This window comes from Nocardia cyriacigeorgica GUH-2, assembly GCF_000284035.1.
In the GTDB taxonomy this organism is placed as follows: Bacteria; Actinomycetota; Actinomycetes; order Mycobacteriales; family Mycobacteriaceae; genus Nocardia; species Nocardia cyriacigeorgica_B.
In genome coordinates, this window is the sequence record NC_016887.1 from 4,253,004 (window position 1) to 4,274,821 (window position 21,818).

Below are 21,818 nucleotides of genomic sequence, written 5' to 3' on the forward strand. Positions count from 1 at the left end.
AGGCGCTGTCGTCACGACCCGCACACTACCGTCGCCTACCGACAGGCGACCGGCGCCGGGGCCGTCGGACCGCGCTGGGCCTATTCGGGCGGCGTCACGGTGGTGATGCAGAACGGGTGGCCGGACGGATCCAGCAGCACCCGCCACCGATCACCGGGCTGCATAGGTGCCACGCTGGCGCCCAATTCGACGGCGCGGTCGACACATTCGTCGAGATCGCGGTCGTCGTCGGCGGCCAGGTCCAGGTGCACGATCGAGGATCCCGGCCAGGCCGGCCGCTGATGGTCGGGGACTCGGTGCGCGATGAGCGCCAGACCCGACGAGATCCGCACACCCACACTGCTTTCCTTGCGCCACAGCGTCTTTCCGCCGAGCAGATCCAGGTAGAACTGGGCAAGGGTTTCGGGGTCGGCACTGTCGAGGGACAGTCCGACTACTCGCAACGGCGGCACGGCGGTGAGTATAGAGGCGCCGCGGGGCATGCCGGGAACGCGGGGCCACGGGCGCGCGAACGGCGAATTCCGCGGCGGCTCAGGGGATCAGGCCGAGGCGGCGGGCGGTGACGACGGCCTCGTGCCGGGAGTGGGCGTCGAGCTTGTTCATCGCGCTGCGCAGGTAGCTCTTGACCGTTTCCGGGCCGACGCTCAGACGCTGGGCCGCCTCCTGATTGGAGCAGCCGAGCGCCACCTGGACCAGCACATCGAGTTCGCGGCGCGACAGCCGTGGCGCGTCGGCGGCGGGCTCGCCGGACAGCGCTCGGGTGAGCCGGGCGCCGACGGCGTGCAACCGGTCGCGCAGTGTGGCGTCGGCGGCCGAATGCGCGATATCGCGCAGCTCGGCATGGATATCGCGCAGCTCTTCGACGACGACGCCGCTGCTCGGCTGCGGCGGCGCCGAGGCGGCTTCCAGCAACCGCAGCCGCCGGTCCACTTCGTCGCGAATGGCGATCTCGGTGGCGAGCCTGCGGCCGGCCTGCATCAACGCGTCCGCGGTGCGGTCGCCGAGGGCGCCGGTGCCGCGGGTGGCCGCGTACAGCACCGCGCGCGGGTTGTCGTCGACCACCACGGGCACGGCGACGACCGATCGGATGCCTTCGCCGACCACCGGGCCGTCGTAGTGGTGGGTGATGGTCGGCGCGTTGCGGTAGTCGGCGACCAGCCCGGGCCGCCCGGAGTCCATCACCTGCCCGCCCAGCCCGGAGGTCCGCAGCACTGACAGCCCGCGCAGGCCGTTGGTGCGGACGCCGAAGAATTCGCTCAGCAGCAGGGTGTCGGCGTGCACCTCGCCGCCGAAGAGCACCGGGACCCCGGTCACGCCCGCGACCCGGCGGATCTCGGCGCGCAGGGCGTCGCCGTCGCGGGGGCGCAGCAGCGGTGAGGGGTCGGTCATGGGAGTCACCCCTTTTCGGGGGTAGTGCCGGGTCAGGTGTGACCTACATCCTATGGCAACAGCCCGGTGAGCTGGATCACGACCGAGGAGATGCGAGATGGGGATCGACCCGAACGCGCGGGTGCGCGAGCTGCTGGAGTGTTATGACCGCGCCGATGCGAGCGCGGCCTGGCTGCTGTGTGACCGGCATCCGGCCGATGCCGTCGCCTTCACCGTCATCGACAGCGATCTGTCGTCGACGGATCTGACCTACGGCCAGTTGCGCGCGAAGTCCGAACGTTTCGCGGCGGCATTGGCGCGGCTCGGAGTCGAACCGGGTGACCGGGTCGCCACGCTGATGGCGAAGTCCGAAGACCTGGTGGTGGCCCTGCTCGGGATCTGGCGGCGCGGTGCGGTGCATGTTCCGCTGTTCACCGCGTTCGCGCCGCCGGCGATCGCGTTCCGGCTGGCCGCCAGCGGCGCCTCGATCGTGATCACCGATCCGGATCAGGCGAGCAAGCTGGCGCCGGGCGACGATATCCCCGCCGATCCGCCGTGGCGCGTCATCGTCACCGGTGACGATCCGGCGCCGGACAAGCTGCGGATGCGCGATCTGATGACCGCCGACGCGGCGGTGGAGCCCGCCGTGGCGGTCGGCGGCGACGGCCTGCTGGTCCAGTTGTTCACCAGCGGCACCACCGGCACGCCGAAGGGTGTGCCGATCCCGGTGCGGGCACTGGCGTCGTTCCACGCCTATCAAGAATTCGCGCTCGACGTGCGTCCGGACGACGTGTTCTGGAACGCCGCCGACCCGGGCTGGGCCTACGGCCTCTACTACGCGATCCTCGGTCCGCTGGCGAGCGGTATCCGCAGCCTGCTGCTGCACGCGGGCTTCTCCCCCGCGCTGACCTGGCAGGTCATGGACACCTTCGGAGTCACCAATTTCGCGGCCGCGCCCACGGTCTATCGCGCGCTGCGCGCCGACAGCGCGACGGCACCGAAGCTGCGGCTGCGCCGGGCGTCGTCGGCGGGTGAGCCGCTGACGCCCGAGGTGGTGGCCTGGTCCGCGGACACCCTCGGCGTCGCGGTGCGCGACCACTACGGCCAGACCGAGCACGGCATGGTGATCTGCAATGCCTGGCACGACGACCTGAACACCGAGGCACCCGCGGGCTCGATGGGCCGTTCGCTGCCCGGCTGGGCGTGTGCGGTGCTCGCCGACGACGCCGACGTCGAGGCGCCGACCGGGCAACTCGGCCGCATCGCCATCGATACCGAACGCAGCCCGCTGCTGTGGTTCCTCGGCTACCTCGACGCGCCCGAGCGCACCGCGCAGCGCTACACCCCCGATGGGCGCTGGTACCTCACCGGTGACGCGGGCTCGCAGGACGCCGACGGTTTCTTCCACTTCTCCGCCCGCGACGACGACGTCATCATCATGGCCGGTTACCGAATCGGCCCGTTCGAGGTGGAAAGCGTGCTGGTCATGCACGAAGACGTCGCCGAGGCGGCCGTGGTCGGCCTGCCCGACGAACTGCGCGGTGAGGTGCTCGAAGCGTTCGTTGTGCTGCGCGAGGGCGTCACCGGCAGCGCCGAACTGGAGGCCGAACTCCAGACGCTGGTGAAGAAGAAGTTCGCCGCGCACGCCTATCCGCGGCGAGTGCATTTCGTGCCGAGCCTGCCGAAAACACCCAGCGGCAAGGTGCAACGGTTCCTGCTGCGTCAGCAGGAGGTGCGGTCATGACGACTCCGCTGCCCAGCTACAGCTCCGGAATCTCCGACACCCCGCTGCTCGGCGACACCATCGGCGCGAACCTGGACCGCACCGCGGCCGCGTTCGGTGACCGGGAAGCCTTGGTGGACTGCCCGTCCGGGCGTCGCTGGACCTACCGTGAATTGCGCGCCGCCGTAGACTCGCTGGCCAGCGGACTGGCCGGGCGCGGCATCGTCGCCGGTGACCGGGTGGGCATCTGGGCGCCGAATTGCCCGGAGTGGTTTCTCATCCAGTACGCGACCGCGAAGATCGGCGCGATCCTGGTCAATATCAATCCCGCCTACCGCACCAGCGAATTGGAATACGTGCTCGGGCAAGCCGGCGTGCGGATGCTGGTGTCCGCGCCGGAGTTCAAGACCTCGAACTACGTGGCGATGATCGAGCAGGTGCGGCCGGAATGCCCGGGCCTGGAACAGGTGCTGATTCTGGGTACGCCGGAATGGGAAGCGCTCGCGGCCACGGCCGCCGACCACGAACTCCTGACGACGCGGGCGGCCGAGCTGTCCATGGACGACGCCATCAATATCCAATACACCTCGGGAACAACCGGTTTCCCGAAGGGCGCGACACTCAGCCACCACAACATCCTCAACAACGGCTATTTCGTCGGGGAGTTGTGCGGTTACACCGAAGAGGACCGGATCTGCGTTCCGGTGCCGTTCTATCACTGCTTCGGCATGGTGATGGGCAATCTGGCGGCCACCAGTCACGGTGCGGCGATCGTCATTCCGGCGCCGTCGTTCCAGCCGGCCGCGACCCTCGCCGCGGTGGAGGCCGAACGCTGCACCTCGCTCTACGGTGTGCCGACCATGTTCATCGACATGCTGGCGCAGCTGGAGGATTCGGCGGCGGACCTGTCCACGTTGCGCACCGGCATCATGGCCGGCTCACCCTGCCCGGTCGAGGTGATGAAACGCGTCATCGACCGGATGGGCATGAGCGAAGTGTGCACCTGCTACGGCATGACCGAGACCTCGCCGGTGTCCACCCAGACCCGCCGCGACGACAGCATCGACCGTCGCACCGCGACCGTCGGCCGGGTCGGCCCGCACCTCGAGATCAAGATCGTCGACCCGGTGACCGGGCGCACGGTGCCACGCGGTGAGCCCGGTGAGCTGTGCACCCGCGGCTATTCGGTGATGCTCGGATATTGGAACGATCCCGACCGCACAGCCGAAGCCATCGACGCGGCCCGCTGGATGCACACCGGGGATATCGGCGTCATGGACGAAGACGGGTACGTCGCCGTCACCGGGCGGATCAAGGACATGGTGATCCGCGGTGGGGAAAACATCTACCCCCGCGAAATCGAGGAATTCCTCTACACCCACCCCGACATTCTCGACGCCCAGGTGATCGGTGTCCCCGACCCGAAATACGGCGAGGAACTCATGGCATGGGTCCGCCTACGCGAGGGAGCGGCCCCGCTCGACGCCGACGCCCTGCGCGTGTTCTGCGCCGGCAAACTCGCGCATTTCAAGGTCCCGCGTTATGTGCACGTCGTGGACGAGTTCCCGATGACCGTCACCGGGAAGGTACGCAAGGCCGAAATGCGAGAAATGGCACGGTCATTGCTCGGACTCTCCGAGTAAGGCTTGTCAGTCCGGCTGGTCGGCGTCGCGCAGCAGATCCGGGCGACGTTCGCGCGTGCGGATCAACGACTGCTCCCGCCGCCAGGCGGCGACCTTCGCATGATCGCCGGACAGCAGCACCGGTGGCACGTCGAGGCCGCGCCAGCTCACCGGACGGGTGTAGCTGGGGCCTTCCAGCAGACCGAGACCGTCTTGGCCCTCCGCGACGGAGAACGAATCCTCTTGGTGGGATTGCTGATTGCCGAGCACACCGGGCAGCAGGCGGACCACGGCCTCGGTCATCACCAGGACCGCGGCCTCACCGCCGATCAGCACGTAATCGCCGATGCTGACCTCTTCGACGCGGACCCGGCGCGCGGCGTCGTCGAAGACGCGCTGGTCGATGCCTTCGTAGCGGCCGCAGGCGAAGACCAGATGCCGCTCGGCGGCCCAGCGGTGCGCGGTGGCCTGGGTGAAGGGGACGCCGGCGGGGGTCGGGACGACCAGTAGCGCGTCGTCGGGGCAGACCTCATCGAGGGCATCGCCCCACACGGTGGGTTTCATGACCATGCCCGGGCCGCCGCCGTAGGGCGAATCATCGACGGATTTGTGCACGTCATGGGTCCAGCGACGCAGGTCGTGCACGTCGACGGAGATCAGGCCCTTGTCAATGGCCTTGCCGAGCAGCGCGGTGCGCAGCGGCTCCAGATACTCCGGAAAGATGGTGACCACGTCGATCTTCATGGCCTCGACCGCCTCATTCGGGATCCAGCAGGCCCTCGGGCGGATCGATCACGACCAGTCCGTCGGCCACCGACACGGTGGGCACGATCGCCATGACGAACGGGATCAGGATCTCGCGGCCGTCGTCGGCGGCCCGCACCGACAGCAATTCACCTGCCGCCGAATGCAATACCTCGGTGACCGTGCCGATCACGGTGCCGTCGGCGAGTTCGACGCGCAGGCCCTCGAGCTCGTGGTCGTAGAACTCGTCGGGATCCTGCGAGGGCCCGAGGTCGTCGCTGTCGACCAGGAACAGCGTGCCGCGCAGGGCGTCGGCGGCGGTGCGGTCGTCGACGCCGGCCAGTTGCACGAGGAGCCGGCCCGAGTGTTCCCGGGCCGACTCCACCGTGAATTCACGAACTTCCTTCGATCGAGCCAGCCGTCCGCGCAGCGTCGAACCGGGTGCGAAACGCTCCTCCGGCTCGTCGGTGCGCACCTCGACGACCAGCTCACCGCGCACGCCGTGCGACTTGGCGACACGACCTACGACGAGTTCCATCAGGCGTCGGTGTCCACCACGTCGACCCGGATGCCCCGGCCGCCGATGCCGGCGACGAGGGTGCGCAGGGCGGTCGCGGTACGTCCACCGCGGCCGATCACCTTGCCCAGGTCATCGGGATGGACGTGCACCTCGACGGTGCGTCCGCGGCGGCCGGTGATCAGCTCGACGCGCACGTCATCGGGGTTGGCGACGATGCCGCGAACGAGGTGTTCGACGGCATCGGCGACGACTGCACTCATTACTCGGCGGCCTCGGCCGACTCGGCACCCTCAGCGGCCTCGTCCTTCTTGGCGGCCTTCTTCTTGGGGGTGACGGCTTCGGCGACCGGCTCGTTGTCGGCGGCGGCCAGCGCGGCGTTGAACAGGTCCAGCTTGGACGGCTTGGCGTCCTTGACCTTCAGGGTGCCCTCGGCGCCCGGCAGACCCTTGAACTTCTGCCAGTCACCGGTGATCTCCAGCAGCCGCTGCACCGGCTCGGTCGGCTGCGCGCCGACACCCAGCCAGTACTGCACCCGCTCGGAATCGATCTCGATCAGCGAGGGCTCTTCCTTCGGGTGGTACTTGCCGATGGACTCGATGGCCCGGCCGTCACGACGGGTGCGGGCGTCCGCGACGACGACGCGGTACTGCGGGTTGCGGATCTTGCCCATGCGGGTGAGCTTGATGCGAACAGCCATTGCTGATCTACCTTTCAGGGTTGGTCACGACGCAATTCGGCGACCCGCATGGTCTGCGAGCCCGGTTTTGCGAATGAAGTGTGTGACCGCCGCGCGGTGCGTAACCGGAGACGGGCTGACACTGTCCATACGGACGATCGACCATTCTGCCAGAAGCCAGGGCCGCCCCGGAAATCGGTCCGGCGACCCGGCCCGCCGCGCCGCGGATCTCGGCCGCATCCGGCTATCGGGACTGGCTGGCCGCCTACATCACGGCGAACATGGATTTCCTGCGGGAGCGCACTGCCGTGCTGCGGGCACTGATCGAGCTCAACGGCAATGCCAAGCCGGACAGGTCGCCGTCGTCAGCGGAGTTCGGCGGTGTTCACCACGATGGGGACCGGTGCCGGCGCCTTGACGGTCTCCCCGGCCGCTGCCCGCACCTCCTGCCGGTAGCCGTGTTCCCCCATCGCGTATCCCGAGAACGTGACCGGCTTGCCGGTGGGCATCTCGACCACCCACAGGTAGGGCACTCGGGCCGAGGCGTATCCGGCGATCTTGGTGTCCCGCTCTTCCCTGGTGTTGCCCGGAGACCAGATCTCTACCGCCAGAACCACATTCTCGGGGGCGAAGCTGGTCTGGTTGATGTCGGTGTCGACCACGACGATGTCGGGGATGACGCCGGTCCGGAAGGCGGTGTTGATGCGCACCGCCACAGCGGGCAGCACCCGAAGGTCGGACCTGCCGGCCGCTTTGAGCGCATCGCGCAGCAGGCAGGCGAGCTCCAACGACGCGTATTGATGAGGCCCACTAGGCGCAGGTGTCACGTGCAGATACCCCAGTATCAGTTCGAGTCGAGATCCATCGGATGGCTGCTCTTCGACCAGCCAGTCTTCAACGCTCGTCGGGCCCAGGGGATGAATCATCGAAACCTCGGCACTGCTCATACTCGATTCCGTCCGATCTCCGGTTCGTGTGCCTGTACACGCGCGATCTCGATTACCGAACCCACCTGTGGTCCTCGCTCAACGGAGCGAGAAACCGGTTCCACTGTATAGCAGCGCGAACCCACCGACCGCCACTGAACAGCCGATTTCCGCCACCAGGGCATGCTCACCTACTTGTTCGGGAACTTCAGCTTGCTCAGATCGAACCCCTCGAGACCGGGCGGGAGCTGGTCGAGGCCGGCGGGCATGTTGGACAGGTCCGGCATACCGGCGGGCATGCCGGGCATGCCGCCGGGGAAGCCGCCGCGCACCTTCGGCGGGGTGGGGCCGCGGCCGCCCTTCTTGCCCTTCTTGCCCTTTTTGTTGCTGCGCCGGTTGGCGCCGGGCATGCCCATCTGGCGGCCCATGGCGGCCATCATCTTCTTGGCCTCGAAGAAGCGGTCGACCAGCTGGTTGACCTCGGAGACCTGCACGCCGGAACCGTTGGCGATGCGCAGGCGGCGGGAGGCGTTGATGATCTTGGGGTTTTCCCGTTCGGCCGGGGTCATACCGCGGATGATGGCCTGCACCCGGTCGAGCTGCTTGTCGTCGACCTGGGCCAGCACGTCCTTCATCTGACCGGCGCCGGGGAGCATGCCGAGCAGGTTGCCGATCGGACCCATCTTGCGGATGGCCAGCATCTGATCGAGGAAGTCCTCGAGGGTGAGCTCGCCGCTGCCGATCTTGCGCGCGGCCTCCTCGGCCTGCTGCTGGTCGTAGACCTGTTCGGCCTGCTCGATCAGGGTGAGCACATCGCCCATGCCGAGGATGCGGCTGGCCATGCGGTCGGGGTGGAAGACGTCGAAGTCCTCGAGCTTCTCACCGGTGGAGGCGAACATGATCGGCGCGCCGGTGACATTGCGGACGCTGAGCGCGGCACCACCGCGGGCATCGCCGTCGAGCTTGGTGAGCACCACGCCGGTGAAGCCGACGCCGTCGCGGAACGCCTCGGCGGTGGTGACGGCGTCCTGACCGATCATGGCGTCGAGCACGAACAGCGTCTCGTCCGGCTGCACCGCGTCGCGGATGCCCGCGGCCTGGGCCATCAGTTCGGCGTCGATACCGAGGCGGCCTGCGGTGTCGACGATCACCACGTCGTATTGCTTCTGCTTCGCCTCGGCCACACCGGCCTCGGCCACGGCGACCGGATCGGCGGCGGTGACACCGAGGGCATTGTCGCCCCCGCCGATGGAGGTGCCCGGATGCGGCGCGAATACCGGCACCCCGGCGCGCTCGCCGACGACCTGGAGCTGGGTGACGGCGCCGGGGCGTTGCAGGTCACAGGCCACCAGCAGCGGCTGATGTCCTTGTCCCTTGAGCCATTTGGCGAGCTTGCCCGCGAGCGTGGTCTTACCGGCACCCTGCAGACCGGCGAGCATGATGACCGTGGGCGGGGTCTTGGCGAGCGCGATGCGGCGGGTCTCGCCGCCGAGGATGCCGACGAGCTCCTCGTTGACGATCTTGACGACCTGCTGGGCCGGGTTCAGCGCCGCGGAGACCTCCGCGCCCTTGGCCCGCTCCTTGATCTTGGCGATGAAACCGCGCACCACCGGCAGCGCGACATCGGCTTCCAGCAGCGCGAGCCGGATCTCGCGGCAGGTGGCGTCGATGTCAGCCGGCGACAGACGTCCCTTACCGCGTAGGTCCTTGAGGGCACCGGTAAGCCGGTCGGACAGGGATTCGAACACCGATCGCGCTCCTGATCTCGAGTGACGTCACTGCATCCCAGCGTAATGGGATCACCGGACTGCGCACGCAGCCCGGTGTGTGCTGGGTGGGCGAGGTTACTCCGGAGTGCGCCGGCGCGGGGTGCGGATGCGCCGATAGTCGTGGTTTTCCCTGGCCACCATGAAGGCGGCCTCCCGGCCGGTCAGCCCGAGTTCGAGGGCCTGACCGTCCAGCGCGGTCCAATCGCCCTCCACCGGCAGACCGGAGGTGGCCACCGTTGCCGCGATGGTCATCGCGGTGACGGCCTGGCGTCCGGTCAGGGTGCGGCCCGGCAACCAGGACACCACCCACAGATCCCCGCCGACGCAGCGGGCCACGTGCGGGGTCACATCACTGGTCATGATCGACGAGGCGACGACTTCGATTGCCACCGACCTGCTCCCCTCGTGTGCGAGCCCGACTCACCGATCCTAAGGGCCGCCGACCATGTCGTAGGGATTTCCAGCAAATCATGTGCAAAGGACTGATTTTCGGATAACGGCGAGGTCACAGTGCAGTTCGCCGCCGATGACGCGAAAAACGCAGTGGCTCAGGAACCTTCGTGCGTACCGTGGTCCGCCTCGGGCTTCTTGGGCGCGGGACGTGGCACCACGGCCATGATCGCGGCCTCGATCCGCGCGCGCCGCTGCGGTCCGGAATCGGTGCCCAGATCGAGACAGAACGCATCGACCACGGCCGATCCCATCGTCACGACCTTGGCCCAGCGCACGTCCGCGCCGCAGCCCGCCAGTGCGGCGGCCAACCTGCTCAACAGCCCGATCCGGTCCTCGGCCCGCACCTGCACGATCACCTGACCGGGGGTGCCGGTCTCGGTCCACAGCAGCCTCGGCTGGGCCTTGGCGTAGGGGCTGAGCTGGGTACCGACGGCCTCGCGTTCGCGTTTGGCCAATTGACCGCCCAGATCCAGATCGCCGGCGATGGCGCGGATCAGTTCCTGGCGCAGCAGACCCGGGTCGGGGGGATCACCGAATTTCGGCGACACGACGAAGGTGTTGATCGCCGACTCACCCGCGCTGCCCAGCGCCGCCGACAGCACCCGAAGGGAATGCAGTGCCAGTACCCCCGCGGCCTCCGACAGCAGTCCGGGCGTGTCGGGCGCGATGACGGTGACCACATGGGTGTGTTTGCCCTCGCCGGGCGCCAGCGTGACATGCACTCCCCCGGCGGCGGCCTTCTCCAGCAGTTCGGGGGCGATGGGCTCGGGCTCGGGCAGTTCGTCACCGGCCATCACCATGCGGCAGCGGCGCACCAGTTCGCCGATCAGCGAGGCCTTCCATTCGCCCCAGACGCCGGGGCCGGTGGCCAGCGAATCGGCCTCGGCGAGGGTGTGCAGCAGTTCCAGCAGCTGAGCGTCGCCGTCGAGCGCGTCGACCACGAACTGCACGGTGGCGGGATCGTCGAGGTCACGCCGGGTCGCGGTATCGGGCAGCAGCAGGTGGTGGCGCACGATCGCGCTGAGGGTGCGCACATCCGAGGGCCACAGCCCGAGCCTGCGCCCGATATGGGTGGCCAGCTCGGCGCCGACGACGCTGTGATCACCCGCGCGGCCCTTGCCGATGTCGTGCAGCAGGGCGCCGAGCGCGAGCAGGTCCGGGCGCGCCACCCGGGTGCTCAGCGCGCTCGCGTAGGCCACGGTTTCCATCAGGTGCCGGTCCACCGTCCAGGTGTGCAGCACATCGCGCGGCGGCAGATCCCGCACCGCGCCCCACTCCGGCAGCAGCCGGCCCCACAACCCGGTGCGGTCCAGCGCCTCGATCGCATCGATGGTGCCGCGGCCCGCGCCGAGCAGCACCAGCAGATCGTTGAGCGCATCCTTGGGCCACGGTTCGCGCAGCTCCGGCGCGTCCTCCGAGAGCCGGTTGAGCGTATTCGCCGACATCGGCAGCCCGGTCTGCGCCGAGGCGGCGGCGACCCGCAGGATCAGGCCCGGATCCCGCTGCGGCCGCGCGTCCCGTGCCAGCACCACCTCACCGGCGTGCTCGACCACCCCCTCATCGAGTGGTCGACGCACCGGCATCCGGCGCAGCCGGGCCAGGCCGCGCCGCGGGAGCGCGTTGGCGGCGGTGCGCAACCCCACGTCCACCGAGTAGCTGACCGTGCGCGCGGAATCGCTGAGCGTGCGGGCCAGATCGAACCGGTCACCGATCCGTAGCGCCGCACCGATCTCGTCGGCGTCCTGGGCCATCAACTGATCGCGCGAGCGCCCGGCCACCCGATGCAGTTCGGTGCGCACATCCAGCAGGCGGCGGTGGGCGTGGCGCACCCCGCCGCCGGGCACATCCGGACCGAGCCCCGGCATGGCATCGGTCAATTGCGCGATGGCGAGGGCATCGAGCAGCTGGATGTCGCGCAATCCGCCGCGGCCGTTCTTCAGATCGGGTTCGGCGCGATGGGCGATCTCACCGCTGCGCTCCCAGCGGGCCTTGGCCTGGGCGATCAGATCGTCGAAGCGGGAGCGGATCCCGGTCCGCCATTCCCGGCGCACCCCGCCGATGAGCAGGTTGCTCAGCTCGGCGTCGCCGACGATATGCCGGGCCTCGAGCATGCCGAGGGCGGCGATCATGTCGTCGCTGGCCACCCGCAGGGCCTGCGGGACGGTGCGCACGCTGTGGTCGAGCTTGATATGGGCGTCCCAGAGCGGATACCAGAGCTGATCGGCGACCTCGGCCACCCGCGCCGGATCGACGTCGTCGTGCAGCAGCACAAGATCCAGATCGGAGTAGGGCAGCATCTCCTTGCGGCCCAGCCCGCCCACCGCGACGACCGCGAGCCCGCTGTCGGCGGTGATGCCGAGTTCGGCGCCCTTGCTGGTGAGCCACAGTTCGAACAGGTCGACCAGGGCCGAGCGCAGCGATTCGGCATCCAGGCGCGGATTGCGCGGCTGCCCGCCCTCGAGCAACCGGCGCCGGGCCTTGACCAGATCGGCCGCGCCGTTGGACACCACCGTGTTCTCGACCGCCGACGGCTTCGCGCCCTCGCCGTGTTCTCGCCGACTGCTACCCACTAGCCCACCACCCATTCACGCGGGCGGCCCCGCCCCGGCCGGAGGTCCGGCGGGAGCGGGGCCGCCGCTCGATTCGACTTCCCGCTACAGCGCGTCGGTGCCGCGCTCGCCGGTCCGGACCCGGATGATCGTCTCGACGGGGGTCACCCAGACCTTGCCGTCGCCGATCTTGCCGGTGCGCGAGGCCTCGACGATCACCTCGACGACCTTGTCCACCGAGGCGTCGTCGACGACGACCTCGACCCGGACCTTCGGGACGAAATCCACCGAGTACTCCGCACCGCGGTAGACCTCGGTGTGCCCCTTCTGCCGGCCGTAACCCTGCACCTCGCTCACGGTCATGCCCAGCACGCCCGCCTGCTCGAGACCGGTCTTCACGTCCTCCAGCGTGAACGGTTTCACGATTGCGGTGATCAGTTTCATGTCGTCATGCCTCCTTGACGGCCGAACGTGCCGTGCCACCCACAGCAGCGAAATCGTATGCGGTTTCCGCGTGCTCGGACTCGTCCATGCCGACGAACTCGCCTTCGTCGTCGGCACGCAGGCCGATCGTGAACTTGATCAGGTAAGCGATGACGGCCGTGGCGACCAGCGAGTAGGCCAGCACCGTGAACGCACCGACGGCCTGCAGCTTCAACTGCTCGATGCCACCACCGTAGAACAGACCCTTCACCGCCGCGGGCGCTTCCGGCGCCGCGACCAGGCCGACCATCAGGGTGCCGAGCAGACCGCCGACCAGGTGCACGCCCACCACGTCGAGCGAGTCGTCGAAGCCGAAGCGGAACTTCAGGCCGACGGCCAGGGCGCACAGCGCACCCGCGACGACGCCGATGGCCAGAGCGCCGACGACGTTGACCGAGTGACAGGCCGGGGTGATGGCGACCAGACCGGCCACGATGCCCGAGGCCGCGCCCAGCGAGGTGGGCTTGCCGTCGCGGATCTTCTCCACCACGAGCCAGGCCAGCAGCGCCGCACCGGTGGCGACGACGGTGGTCAGGAAGGCGGCACCGGCGATGCCGTTGGAGCCCACCGCGGAACCGGCGTTGAAGCCGAACCAGCCGAACCACAGCAGACCGGCACCGAGCATGACGAAGGGCAGGTTGTGCGGACGGAACGGGGTCTTGGGCCAGCCCTTGCGCTTGCCGAGCACGATTGCCAGCACCAGGCCCGCCGCACCGGCGTTGATGTGCACGGCGGTACCACCAGCGAAGTCGATGGCCTTCAGGTTGTTGGCGATCCAGCCACCGGCCTCGGCGGTGACGCCGTCGAAGGCGAAGACCCAGTGCGCGACCGGGAAGTAGACGACGGTGGCCCAGACGCCGGCGAAGATCAGCCAGGCACTGAACTTCATGCGGTCGGCGACCGCACCCGAGATGAGGGCGACGGTGATGATCGCGAACATGGCCTGGAAGGCGACGAACACCGTCAGCGGGATGGTGCCCGCCAGCGGGATCGCGGCCTCGGCGCCGGACTCGGCGTCGGCCAGGTACGCGCCACCGAAGATCTGCTTCAGCCCGAAGTACTGAGCGGGATCACCGATGAGGTTGGCCTTGTCGTCACCGAAGGTGACCGAGAAGCCGTAGAGCGCCCATAGGACGGCGACCAGGCCCATGGCGCTGATGCTCATCATGATCATGTTCAGCACGTTCTTGGAGCGGACCATGCCGCCGTAGAAGAACGCGAGTCCGGGTGTCATCAGCAGCACGAGTGCTGAACTGGCCAGCATCCATGCGGTGTCACCGGCGTCCGGCGCGCCGATTACGGGAAATGCCACCTTAATGTCCTCCTCATCTCGGGCCCCGCCGATTCCGGCGAAATGGACCTGCACAGAAGGTTGCTCATTCGGTGTTTCATCCGTGCCGCCCCCGTGTTTCACCTACGTGAACGGATGGCGGCCCCGTGTTGCTACCACGTTTCCAACTGTGCACAGGAGGTTTCCCCGCGGCTGTGAGCGGCGTGTCGCGACAGCGAATGCGCAGCTAACGGGGGTATCCGAGCGAGAGGACCGGCATCGGCGCCGCTACCGGCGCGCCGCGGCCCGGATCGGGCGGTGCTCGATCCGGGCCGCGGTATGCCGGGCGGTCAGCCCAGCAGTGCGTCGACGAACGCTCCGGGCTCGAAGGGCGCGAGATCGTCGGCGCCTTCGCCCAGACCGACGAGCTTGACCGGCACGCCGAGCTCATGCTGTACCTGGAAGACGATGCCGCCCTTGGCGGTGCCGTCGAGCTTGGTGAGTACCACACCGGTGATGTCGACGACCTCGGCGAAGACCCGGGCCTGCATGAGGCCGTTCTGCCCGACGGTGGCGTCGAGTACCAGCAGCACCTCGTCGACCGCGGCCTTCTTCTCCACCACTCGCTTGACCTTGCCGAGCTCGTCCATCAGGCCGGTTTTGGTGTGCAGGCGGCCGGCGGTGTCGATGAGCACCGCGTCCACGCCTCGTTCGATACCGGCGGCGACGGCGTCGAAGGCCACGGCGGCCGGGTCGGCGCCTTCTTTACCGCGCACGGTCTCGGCGCCGACGCGCTCGCCCCAGGTCTGCAGCTGATCGGCGGCAGCGGCGCGGAAGGTGTCGGCGGCGCCGAGCAGCACCCGGCGACCGTCGGCCACCAGGACCCGGGCCAGTTTGCCGGTGGTGGTGGTCTTGCCGGTGCCGTTCACGCCGACGACCAGCAGGATCGATGGGTGATCGGAGTGCGGCAGGGCTCGCACGGACCGGTCCAGCTCCGGGCGCAGCGCCTCCACCAGCACATCGCGCAGCACCGCGCGTGCCTGATCGGTGGTGCGCACGCTGCGCGCGGCCATCTCCTCGCGCAGTCGCTCGACCACCGCGGCCGTGCTCGCGGTGCCGAGATCGGCCAGCACCAGGGTGTCTTCGACTTCTTCCCAGGAGTCCTCGTCCAGGTCGCCGCCGCCGAGCAGGCCGAGCAGGCTCTTGCCGACCGCGTTCTGCGAGCGCGACAGCCGCCCGCGCAGGCGGACCAGGCGGCCCGCGGTGGGCTCGATCTCCTCGAGCGCGGGTGCGGGTTCGGCCTCGGCGACGGTATCGGGGACGGCGGGCGCAGCGGGTGCCGATTCGGCCGGTGGGGCGGTGTCGGCCGGAGCCGTGTCCACCGGGGCGGTGTCAGTCGGAGCGGTGTCGGGAGTGACGGTCTCGGGCGCGGTCTGCTCGGGCGCAGCGGTCACATCCTCGACCGCGGGTGCCTCGGCCGGGGCGGTGTCCTCCGCGGTGTCGGGAACGGCCGTCTCGGGCGCGGTGGTCTCGGGCGCCTCGGCGGTGGTCGTATCGCCCGCGGGTGCTTCGGCCAGATCGGCCGGTTCGGGCAGCGGCACATTGGTGATCCCGCGGCGCGGTGCGTCGCGCGGGATCGCCGCATCGTCGCCGATATGCGGCTGGCCCTCGGTGTCGGTGCGTTCGGCGGGCAGCGGCTCGGGCCGGGGGGCGGTGGCGGTACCGCCCTGACTGAAACTGAAGCCGCCTGAGGCCTTGTAGCCGCCGGACTTGTCGGTCAGCTCCTTGTCTTCGGTCGGCGCCGTCAGCGATACCCGCCCGCTGCGATACCGGACGAATCCGGCAACGAGCGCGACGAGTACGACGGCGGCGATAGCCGCGATCAGAATCCAGGCTTCGGAACTCACGCCGACCATCCTTGCAGAACGAGTTCTCGCCGGTCATCGACCCGCCCGGAGCAGGACAGGCGTCCAGACACAGCCCGTGAGATTTCTTGTCCTGCGGAACTTCTCGCGGCGTGCCAATAGGATCGGCGACGTGACCGATCGAAACGTGCTTGGGGGTCCGCTCGAAGAGTGCGGCACCGATCCTCTGACCGGCTTCTACCGTGACGGCTGCTGTAGCACCGGCCCGGAGGATCTGGGCAGTCACACCGTGTGCACGGTCGTCACGACCGAGTTTCTGGAACACCAGGCTTCGATCGGCAACGACCTGAGCACCCCGCGCCCGGAGAACAATTTCCCCGGCCTGCAACCCGGGGACCGGTGGTGTGTGGTGGCGGTGCGCTGGCTGCACGCGCACGAGGACGGTGTCGCCGCGCCGGTGGTGCTCGCGGCCACCCATGAGAACGCCCTGGAAGTGATCTCGATGGAGATCTTGCGCAAATACGCCGTCGATGTCCCCGACGACGTCAGCGATCTGCTGTGAGCGGGTGAGCTGTGCCGGCAACCCGCTTGTCGCGGGTCGCCGGTGTGTCGATGGTCGAGCCGGGCTCAGCAGTCTTCGAATTCGCGCCGCAGATCCTCCACGACCTGATCCGGGTTCTCCCCGGGCAGCGGATTGGCCGCCAGCGCCTTGCGGATGTCTTCCAGCGCTTCGACGCGGTACTGCCTGCGCGCCGAGGCGATCAACTGCTCGCGGATGTGTTCTTCCAGTGACAGCCCGGCGGCCGCCGCCCGCTGTCGGAGTACCTCGGCATCGTCGTCGGGAATGTCGCGCACTTCGATGGTGACCATGCCGACGACGATAGTGGCGCGAACACGCTCGCGCCGATCTTGTTCCGGGCGCCCGGCCGGGCGATCGCGGCCCGCTGCTCAGCCGGAGGCCGCGCCCACCGGGGCCAGGTTCTGCCCGCGCAGCCGCTGCGAGATCACCTGGGTGATGCCGTCACCGCGCATGCTGACGCCGTAGAGGGCGTCGGCGATCTCCATGGTCGGCTTCTGGTGGGTGATGACGATCAGCTGACTCTTCTCCCGCAGCTGCTCGAACAGGCCGATCAGCCGGCGCAGGTTGGTGTCGTCGAGCGCGGCCTCCACCTCGTCCATGACGTAGAACGGCGAGGGCCGGGCGCGGAAGATCGACACCAGCAGCGCGACCGCCGTCAGCGACTTCTCGCCACCTGACAGCAGCGACAGCCGCTTGACCTTCTTGCCCGGCGGGCGGGCCTCCACCTCGATACCGGTGGTGAGCATGTCGGAGGGGTCGGTGAGCAGCAGCCTGCCCTCGCCGCCGGGGAACAGCTTGGCGAACACCTCGACGAATTCGCGTTCCACGTCGGCGTAGGCGTCGGTGAAGACCTGCAGGATGCGGGCGTCGACCTCGGCGACCACGTCCAGCAGATCCTTGCGGGCGCTCTTGACGTCTTCGAGCTGGGTGGCCAGGAAGTTGTAGCGCTCTTCCAGCGCCGCGAACTCTTCCAGCGCAAGGGGATTCACCTTGCCGAGGGTGGTGAGGTCCTTTTCCGCGCGCTTGGCCCGGCGCTCCTGGCCGGCCCGGTCGAAGGGCATCGGCGCAGGCGGGCTGACGTCCTCGCCGCGTTCTTTGGCCTGCTCGTATTCCTGCCACTCCAGCGCCGACGGCGGCAGCGGCACGTCGGGACCGTATTCGGCGATCAGATCGCCGAGGGCGATGCCGAACTGCTCGGCGATGGTGGCCTCGAGCTGTTCGATCCGCAGCGCGGCCTGGGCCTTGGCCACCTCGTCGCGGTGCACGGCGTCGGTGAGCTGGGCCAGCTGGGCGGTCAGCGCGCGCACTCGCTCCTTGATCTGATCCACCTGGGCGGCGCATTCGGTGCGGCGGCGCACCAGCTGATCGCGGCGGGCAGCGGCCTCGGCGACCACGCCCTCCAGCTCGGCGGCCACCTTCGCACCCGATGCGGCGACCGCGGCGGCGACGGCGGCGGCCTGCTTGCGCGCGGCCTGGGCGCGTTCGGCGCGGGCCCGGGTCTCACGTTCGGCGCGGGCGGCGCGACGCAACGCATCGGCCTTACCGCGCACCGATTCGGCGCGTTCCTCGGCGGTGCGCACGGCCAGGCGGGCCTCGACCTCCATCGAGCGGGCTTCGGCGAGCGCGGCGGCGGCTTCCTCGCGGGCGCGGCCCGCGGCCTCGGTGCTCGCGGCGCCGAGTCCGTCGTCATCGATGCCTGCCTGTTCGAGTTCGGCGTGGCGCAGCCGGTCTTCGAGTTCGGCGAGCGCGGCCAGGGCCTTTTCCCGGCCGTCTTCGGCTTCGGCCCGCTGGGCGGTGAGCCGGTCGATCTCGTCGTGCGCGCTGCGGGCGGTGTGGCCGAGCCTGCCGAGCCGCTCGTAGATCGCGACCAGCGCCTGATCGGATTCGTGCAGCGCCATCAGGGCGTGGTCGACGGCGTCCTTGCGGTCGGCTTGTTCGGCGAGCGCGCCGGCCAAGGCGGCCTCGAGTTCCTCGGCGCGGCGTTTGGCGGCGACCAATTCGGCTTCGGCGGCGTCGATATCGGCCTGGATCTCCAGCTGGCTCGGTGCCCGGTCGGAGCCGCCGAGCACCCAACCGGTGCCGGCGAGGTCGCCGTCGGTGGTCACCGCGCGCAGTTGCGGGCGCGCCGCGAGCAGGTCGGCGGCGGCCGCGAGGTCGTCGACCACGACGACGTCGGCGGTGAGCGCGGCGACGGCGGCGTGCACGGTATCGGCGCAGTCGACCACGGCGCCGAGCCATCGGGCGCCCGCGGGGAGGGCGTCGGCATCGGCATCGGCCCGCGCGGGCCTGCGCGCACCGGTCGATCCGGCGACCTTTGCGCCAGAACCGCCGGACTCTGCGTTCGCTTCGCTGGACCCTCCCGTGCCGAACACGAGGGCAGCCCGTCCCCCGTCGGCGGCCTTGAGCGCCTGCACGGCCGCATAGGCGGTGTCGCCGGACGCGGCCGCGACGGCGTCGGCGAGCGGACCGAGCACCGCGGCAACAGCGGCCTCGAATCCGGGATGCACCCGGATCAAGGTGGACAGCGGGCCCAGCAGGTCCTGCCCGTGGTGTTCGGTGAGCCAGCCCGCACCGTCGCGGCGGGCGAGGTTCATCCCGAGCGCTTCGATCCTGGCGGTGAGCGAGGCGACCCGCTTACCGGCGTCACGATCCTGTTCGCGCAGTTCATCGACGCGCTGATCGGCGAGTTTGAGTGCCTGCACGGCATGTTCGTGCTGGGCGTCGAGCCCGGCCTCGCCGGCGTCGAGATCGCCGAGTTCGGTTTGCACCGAATCGAATTCCTCCTGGGCGGCCTCACCACGCTGCCTGGCCTCGGCGATGGCCACCGACAGGCGGGAGATCTCGGCGTCCACCGACTGGGCCCGGGTGCGCAGGGTGTCGACCTGCCCGGACAGCCGGGCCAGCCCCTCGCGCCGGTCGGCGATGGCGCGCACGGCGGCGAGGTGGGCCTGCTCGGCGGCCTTGGCGGCATGCTCGCGCTCGGCCAGCGCATCGCGGGCCGCTTCCAGGGTCTCGGCGGCCATCTCCACCGCTTCGCGCAGTTCGGCCTCCTCGGCCTCCACCCGATCGGCTTCGGCCTCGAGCTGCTCGGGGTCGCGGCCGGTGCCCACGGGGGCGCTGGTGTCCAGATGCCGGGCCCGGTCACCGGCGATACGGATGGTGGCGTTGACCCGTTCGGCCAGTGCCGAGAGCTGGAACCACAGCTGAGCAGCGGCTTCGGCGCTCGGGGTGAGCTTGCCGAGCTGGAATTCCTGCTGGGCCAGCGCGGCATTGGCGGCGTCCAGTTCCGACTGCACGGTGATCTGCTGTTCGCGGGCGTAGGCCTCTTTGCTCTGCTGGCTTTCCAGCTCGCGGCGCCTGGTCACCAGGTCGTCGGCGGCCAGCCGCAGCCGAGCATCGCGCAGGTCGGCCTGCACGGTCTGCGCGCGGCGAGCGACCTCGGCCTGTCTGCCGAGCGGTTTGAGCTGACGACGCAGTTCGGTTGTGAGGTCGGTGAGCCGGGCCAGATTGGCCTGCATGGCGTCGAGTTTGCGGACCGCCTTTTCCTTGCGTTTGCGGTGCTTGAGCACGCCCGCGGCCTCTTCGATGAACGCGCGCCGGTCTTCGGGCCGCGATTCCAGGATCGCCGAGAGCTGGCCCTGCCCCACGATGACGTGCATTTCCCGGCCGATACCGGAGTCGCTGAGCAGCTCCTGCACGTCCATCAACCGGCAGGAGCTGCCGTTGATCTCGTATTCGCCCGCGCCGTCGCGGAACATCCGGCGGGTGATGGAGACCTCGGCGTAGTCGATGGGCAGCGCGCCGTCGGAGTTGTCGATGGTCAGCGTGACCTCGGCGCGGCCGAGCGCGGCCCGGCCCGCGGTGCCGGCGAAGATGACGTCCTGCATCTTGCCGCCGCGCAGTGCCTTGGCACCCTGCTCGCCCATCACCCAGGTGAGCGCGTCGACGACGTTGGATTTACCGGATCCGTTCGGCCCGACCACGCAGGTGATCCCCGGCTCGAACCGCAGCGTCGTCGCGGACGCGAAGGATTTGAACCCCTTCAACGTCAAGCTCTTCAGATGCAAATCCGGCGACCTTTCCGTGTACTGCCGTGGAGAGCACTGGCCCGGCACCGCCCCGTCGTATCCGGCGACCAGTCATGGTAGCCGCCCGCGACGGGGCGCGGTCCACCCCAGGCTAATCACCGGCCGCCGAATCCCCGGCATTTCACCGGCGGCGCCGGGCCACCGAAACGGCAGTACAGCACACCGGCAGCATCCGCCGCCGGATCAGGCCGAACGGCAGGACCGCCCGGATTCGAACCCGGTGAGCGCACGGAAGGCCAGCACCGCACCCCACGGGCCGATCACCCAGATCGGCCACGGATAGGTGAATTCGCCGGCGGCCAGCGAGATGGTGCCCCAGATGACCAGCACCAGCACACTGACCGACACCCAGGAGGCCGCCTCGATGCGCTGCCAGAGGGGAATGCGCGGGCGCTGCGGCTTGTCGGCGCGCACCTTCGGCAATTTCGGCAGGTCCGACAGCACCAGCGCGAGATCGTCGCGAGTGGTGGTGGCCCAGACTTTGGCCACGCGCTGGTCGTACTCGGCGAGATCGAGGCGGCCGTCGGCGAGATGGCGGCTCAGCAGCTCCGCGGTCTGGGCGCGTTCGGCGTCGGAAGCGCGGGTACCCGGCGAGATGTCCATTGCTGCTCCTAACGACAGGGGCCCGCGTATCGAGCCACATTCCACAGTGGAATACGAATCAAGAGTGCTACTTCCACAGTGGAATGTCAAGAGGTGGATCGAGGAATCAGCGAGCCGCTGCGGTCAGAGAATGGCGAACGCGACGACCAGACCCAGCGCGAAGTGCGCGGCCGCGACGATCAACGCCTCGATGGCGAACCGGTCGGCGTGCATGACCGCGCCGATATCGATGCCGATCGCCTTCTCCACCACCCGCACCGACACGATCTGGGCGACGATGCCGACCAGCCCGAAGACCGCCGCCGCGATCAGGCCCTCCAGCAGCCGGCCACCGGCCGAGAAGATCGCCAGCACCACGATGAAGGCCATACTGATCATCCCGGCCGCGGTGACCACGATGGCGTTGGGCCGGCCCTTGGACACCAGCGCCCGCAGCCGCCCGGGTGTGGTCAGGTCGATGCCGTAGAAGCCGATCACCATCAGCACCAGCCCGACGACGGCGTAGAGGAGGATGGCACCCACCCCGTCCGCCAGCGAACTCCAGTAGCTCGAATCGAGGGCCAGAGCGGTCATCGTGAT

The 21,818-nt window shown here is 69.2% G+C and carries 20 protein-coding genes; 3 read left to right on the plus strand and 17 right to left on the minus strand.

Going from position 1 to position 21,818, the window contains the following annotated elements; all coding sequences use genetic code 11:
- Positions 1-80: 80 nt before the first annotated feature.
- Positions 81-452: a VOC family protein gene (locus NOCYR_RS19285; RefSeq protein ID WP_231855965.1), complete on the minus strand. Its 372-nt coding sequence runs from the start codon at positions 450-452 to the stop codon at positions 81-83.
- 79 nt (positions 453-531) lie between these two features.
- A complete protein-coding gene (locus NOCYR_RS19290; protein WP_014352083.1) occupies positions 532-1,389 on the minus strand; it encodes a response regulator transcription factor in 858 nt (285 codons plus the stop codon).
- Positions 1,390-1,486: 97 nt separating this feature from the next.
- Here NOCYR_RS19290 and NOCYR_RS19295 point away from each other — a divergent pair, with 97 nt between their 5' ends.
- Both NOCYR_RS19295 and NOCYR_RS19300 read left to right on the plus strand, forming a co-directional pair.
- Positions 1,487-3,112 carry an AMP-binding protein gene (locus NOCYR_RS19295; protein WP_014352084.1) on the plus strand — a complete coding sequence of 542 codons (1,626 nt, stop codon included), beginning with the start codon at positions 1,487-1,489 and terminating at the stop codon, positions 3,110-3,112.
- Complete coding sequence (locus NOCYR_RS19300; RefSeq protein ID WP_014352085.1) at positions 3,109-4,734, plus strand: AMP-binding protein; 1,626 nt, start codon at positions 3,109-3,111, stop codon at positions 4,732-4,734. Before NOCYR_RS19295 ends, NOCYR_RS19300 begins: the two co-directional genes overlap by 4 nt.
- A gap of 6 nt (positions 4,735-4,740) precedes the next feature.
- Here the strand turns inward: NOCYR_RS19300 and trmD are convergent, their stop codons facing one another.
- The 11 genes from trmD to ftsY all read right to left on the minus strand — a co-directional run bounded on the left by trmD (position 4,741) and on the right by ftsY (position 16,010).
- Entirely contained in the window at positions 4,741-5,457 is a 717-nt protein-coding gene (gene trmD, locus NOCYR_RS19305; RefSeq protein ID WP_014352086.1) for a tRNA (guanosine(37)-N1)-methyltransferase TrmD, read from the minus strand.
- A 13-nt stretch (positions 5,458-5,470) separates the two neighbouring features.
- Positions 5,471-5,995: a ribosome maturation factor RimM gene (gene rimM, locus NOCYR_RS19310; RefSeq protein ID WP_014352087.1), complete on the minus strand. Its 525-nt coding sequence runs from the start codon at positions 5,993-5,995 to the stop codon at positions 5,471-5,473.
- Positions 5,995-6,237 (minus strand): RNA-binding protein, encoded by a 243-nt coding sequence (locus NOCYR_RS19315; protein WP_014352088.1) that lies wholly within the window; start codon positions 6,235-6,237, stop codon positions 5,995-5,997. Before NOCYR_RS19315 ends, rimM begins: the two co-directional genes overlap by 1 nt.
- Complete coding sequence (gene rpsP / locus NOCYR_RS19320) at positions 6,237-6,674, minus strand: 30S ribosomal protein S16 (protein ID WP_014352089.1); 438 nt, start codon at positions 6,672-6,674, stop codon at positions 6,237-6,239. The genes NOCYR_RS19315 and rpsP overlap by 1 nt, the downstream gene beginning before the upstream one ends.
- A 344-nt stretch (positions 6,675-7,018) precedes the next feature.
- Complete coding sequence (locus tag NOCYR_RS19325; RefSeq protein ID WP_081505449.1) at positions 7,019-7,600, minus strand: Uma2 family endonuclease; 582 nt, start codon at positions 7,598-7,600, stop codon at positions 7,019-7,021.
- 170 nt (positions 7,601-7,770) lie between these two features.
- The gene (gene ffh / locus NOCYR_RS19330) at positions 7,771-9,327 is read right to left on the minus strand and encodes a signal recognition particle protein (RefSeq protein ID WP_014352091.1); all 1,557 of its coding nucleotides are present in this window, start codon (positions 9,325-9,327) and stop codon (positions 7,771-7,773) included.
- A gap of 96 nt (positions 9,328-9,423) precedes the next feature.
- The gene (locus tag NOCYR_RS19335; RefSeq protein ID WP_014352092.1) at positions 9,424-9,738 is read right to left on the minus strand and encodes a hypothetical protein; all 315 of its coding nucleotides are present in this window, start codon (positions 9,736-9,738) and stop codon (positions 9,424-9,426) included.
- A gap of 158 nt (positions 9,739-9,896) precedes the next feature.
- Positions 9,897-12,386 (minus strand): [protein-PII] uridylyltransferase, encoded by a 2,490-nt coding sequence (locus NOCYR_RS19340; protein WP_081505450.1) that lies wholly within the window; start codon positions 12,384-12,386, stop codon positions 9,897-9,899.
- A gap of 69 nt (positions 12,387-12,455) precedes the next feature.
- The gene (locus NOCYR_RS19345) at positions 12,456-12,794 is read right to left on the minus strand and encodes a P-II family nitrogen regulator (protein WP_014352094.1); all 339 of its coding nucleotides are present in this window, start codon (positions 12,792-12,794) and stop codon (positions 12,456-12,458) included.
- Between the two features lie 4 nt (positions 12,795-12,798).
- Positions 12,799-14,097 carry an ammonium transporter gene (locus NOCYR_RS19350; protein ID WP_218581988.1) on the minus strand — a complete coding sequence of 433 codons (1,299 nt, stop codon included), beginning with the start codon at positions 14,095-14,097 and terminating at the stop codon, positions 12,799-12,801.
- A gap of 356 nt (positions 14,098-14,453) precedes the next feature.
- A complete protein-coding gene (gene ftsY / locus NOCYR_RS19355; RefSeq protein WP_014352096.1) occupies positions 14,454-16,010 on the minus strand; it encodes a signal recognition particle-docking protein FtsY in 1,557 nt (518 codons plus the stop codon).
- A gap of 130 nt (positions 16,011-16,140) precedes the next feature.
- Here ftsY and NOCYR_RS19360 point away from each other — a divergent pair, with 130 nt between their 5' ends.
- A complete protein-coding gene (locus tag NOCYR_RS19360) occupies positions 16,141-16,530 on the plus strand; it encodes a DUF2237 family protein (RefSeq protein ID WP_014352097.1) in 390 nt (129 codons plus the stop codon).
- A 65-nt stretch (positions 16,531-16,595) separates the two neighbouring features.
- On the opposite strand, the gene NOCYR_RS19365 is transcribed toward NOCYR_RS19360, so the two are convergent.
- The 4 genes from NOCYR_RS19365 to NOCYR_RS19380 all read right to left on the minus strand — a co-directional run bounded on the left by NOCYR_RS19365 (position 16,596) and on the right by NOCYR_RS19380 (position 21,812).
- The gene (locus NOCYR_RS19365; RefSeq protein ID WP_014352098.1) at positions 16,596-16,838 is read right to left on the minus strand and encodes a FitA-like ribbon-helix-helix domain-containing protein; all 243 of its coding nucleotides are present in this window, start codon (positions 16,836-16,838) and stop codon (positions 16,596-16,598) included.
- A gap of 78 nt (positions 16,839-16,916) precedes the next feature.
- Entirely contained in the window at positions 16,917-20,615 is a 3,699-nt protein-coding gene (gene smc, locus NOCYR_RS19370; RefSeq protein WP_048833533.1) for a chromosome segregation protein SMC, read from the minus strand.
- 204 nt (positions 20,616-20,819) lie between these two features.
- Complete coding sequence (locus NOCYR_RS19375; protein WP_014352100.1) at positions 20,820-21,239, minus strand: DUF1707 SHOCT-like domain-containing protein; 420 nt, start codon at positions 21,237-21,239, stop codon at positions 20,820-20,822.
- 123 nt (positions 21,240-21,362) lie between these two features.
- Positions 21,363-21,812 (minus strand): DUF350 domain-containing protein, encoded by a 450-nt coding sequence (locus tag NOCYR_RS19380; protein WP_014352101.1) that lies wholly within the window; start codon positions 21,810-21,812, stop codon positions 21,363-21,365.
- Positions 21,813-21,818 lie beyond the last annotated feature (6 nt).

Bases quoted from the DNA above. Each gene is read 5' to 3' on its own strand.
- trmD (WP_014352086.1), bottom strand. From the start codon at position 5,457: ATGAAGATCGACGTGGTCACCATCTTTCCGGAGTATCTGGAGCCGCTG.
- NOCYR_RS19300 (WP_014352085.1), top strand. From the start codon at position 3,109: ATGACGACTCCGCTGCCCAGCTACAGCTCCGGAATCTCCGACACCCCG.
- NOCYR_RS19295 (WP_014352084.1), top strand. From the start codon at position 1,487: ATGGGGATCGACCCGAACGCGCGGGTGCGCGAGCTGCTGGAGTGTTAT.
- rpsP (WP_014352089.1), bottom strand. From the start codon at position 6,674: ATGGCTGTTCGCATCAAGCTCACCCGCATGGGCAAGATCCGCAACCCG.
- NOCYR_RS19380 (WP_014352101.1), bottom strand. From the start codon at position 21,812: ATGACCGCTCTGGCCCTCGATTCGAGCTACTGGAGTTCGCTGGCGGAC.
- NOCYR_RS19345 (WP_014352094.1), bottom strand. From the start codon at position 12,794: ATGAAACTGATCACCGCAATCGTGAAACCGTTCACGCTGGAGGACGTG.
- NOCYR_RS19315 (WP_014352088.1), bottom strand. From the start codon at position 6,237: ATGAGTGCAGTCGTCGCCGATGCCGTCGAACACCTCGTTCGCGGCATC.
- NOCYR_RS19350 (WP_218581988.1), bottom strand. From the start codon at position 14,097: ATGCTGGCCAGTTCAGCACTCGTGCTGCTGATGACACCCGGACTCGCG.
- NOCYR_RS19290 (WP_014352083.1), bottom strand. From the start codon at position 1,389: ATGACCGACCCCTCACCGCTGCTGCGCCCCCGCGACGGCGACGCCCTG.
- NOCYR_RS19365 (WP_014352098.1), bottom strand. From the start codon at position 16,838: ATGGTCACCATCGAAGTGCGCGACATTCCCGACGACGATGCCGAGGTA.
- NOCYR_RS19375 (WP_014352100.1), bottom strand. From the start codon at position 21,239: ATGGACATCTCGCCGGGTACCCGCGCTTCCGACGCCGAACGCGCCCAG.
- rimM (WP_014352087.1), bottom strand. From the start codon at position 5,995: ATGGAACTCGTCGTAGGTCGTGTCGCCAAGTCGCACGGCGTGCGCGGT.
- NOCYR_RS19340 (WP_081505450.1), bottom strand. From the start codon at position 12,386: ATGGGTGGTGGGCTAGTGGGTAGCAGTCGGCGAGAACACGGCGAGGGC.
- NOCYR_RS19325 (WP_081505449.1), bottom strand. From the start codon at position 7,600: ATGAGCAGTGCCGAGGTTTCGATGATTCATCCCCTGGGCCCGACGAGC.